The following is a 1,260-nucleotide window of genomic DNA, read 5'->3' on the forward strand; positions in this document are numbered from 1 at the left end:
TTATCTGAAAGTCTGGGATTCTGGATTCCCACTTCCGTGGGAATGACGAATTTTAGGTTGCTGTTTTGGTTTTTTGTCCTTGTAGGAATGATGAAATTTTAAGTTTTAGGAATTTACCGGAAAAAACAGAAAGCGTTATCCACAAGTTCTGATGTTCAGCTCGTGAAATGCGTCGGGCAAATCATCGCTGTCGGCAAATTCCACCCGGTCGTAAGCCGTTTCGTCTGCCAAAACCGCGCGCAAGAGTGCGTTGTTGATGGCGTGTCCCGATTTGTAGCCTTCAAACGCGCCGACAATCGGATGTCCGACGATATACAAATCACCGATGGCATCAAGGATTTTGTGGCGCACAAACTCATCGGGATAGCGCAAGCCTTCAGGATTCAGGACATCCGTGTCGTCAATCACGATGGCGTTGTTCAAATTGCCGCCCAAACCCAGATTGTGGGCGCGCATCATTTCCACTTCGTGCATAAAGCCGAAAGTGCGCGCGCGCGCGATTTCGTCGATGTAGGATTTGCCGGCGAAATCAATTTCAAAAGTGGGCGAGCTGCGGTTGAAAACCGGATGGTCGAATTCGATGGTCAGCGTTACCTTAAAGCCGTCATACGGCGTAAAGCGCACCCATTTGCCCGCTTCTTTGATTTCGACAGGCTTGAGGATTTTCAAAAAACGCTTTTGCGCCTTTTGATCGACCACGCCCGCATCTTGCAAAAGGTAAATAAACGGCAGGCTGGAGCCGTCCATAATCGGGATTTCGGGCGCGTTCAGCTCAATCAGCGCGTTGTCGATACCGTAGGCGGACAGCGCGGACATAATGTGTTCGATTGTGCCGACGCGCACGCCTTTGTCGGTAACGATGGTGGAGGAAAGGCGGGTATCGTTGATCAAATAAGGGGTCAGTTTGATTTGTTCGCCCATCTCGCCGTCCAAATCGGTGCGTCGGAAGGAAATCCCGCTGTTTTCAGGCGCGGGGTGCAGGGTCAGCGCGACGCGTTCGCCTGAATGCAACCCGACTCCGGTAACGCTGATGGATTTCGCCAAAGTTCTTTGCAGCATAAACCGCTCCCTTATCAATGGGGTAAGTTTTGGAATAATACGATAAAACCGGAAAAACAAGCTATGTTTTTCCATAGTATTTGCCAATGTATCCGTTTTCAATACGTAAGCCGCATAAAAATGTATAGTGGATTAACAAAAATCAAGACAAGGCGACGAACCCGCCTCCCTCCCGAAAAACGCAAAAAATGCCGTCCGAAA

At 49.4% G+C, this 1,260-nt stretch carries 1 protein-coding gene; it reads right to left on the bottom strand.

The window, feature by feature from the left end:
- Positions 1 to 135: 135 nt before the first annotated feature.
- Positions 136 to 1,059 carry a UDP-3-O-acyl-N-acetylglucosamine deacetylase gene (gene lpxC / locus HMPREF2959_RS07580; RefSeq protein ID WP_002216134.1) on the bottom strand — a complete coding sequence of 308 codons (924 nt, stop codon included), beginning with the start codon at positions 1,057 to 1,059 and terminating at the stop codon, positions 136 to 138.
- Between the last annotated feature and the right edge of the window lie 201 nt (positions 1,060 to 1,260).

The sequence above is a fragment of the Neisseria sp. HMSC070F02 genome (assembly GCF_001814225.1).
GTDB classification, from domain to species: domain Bacteria; phylum Pseudomonadota; class Gammaproteobacteria; order Burkholderiales; family Neisseriaceae; genus Neisseria; species Neisseria meningitidis.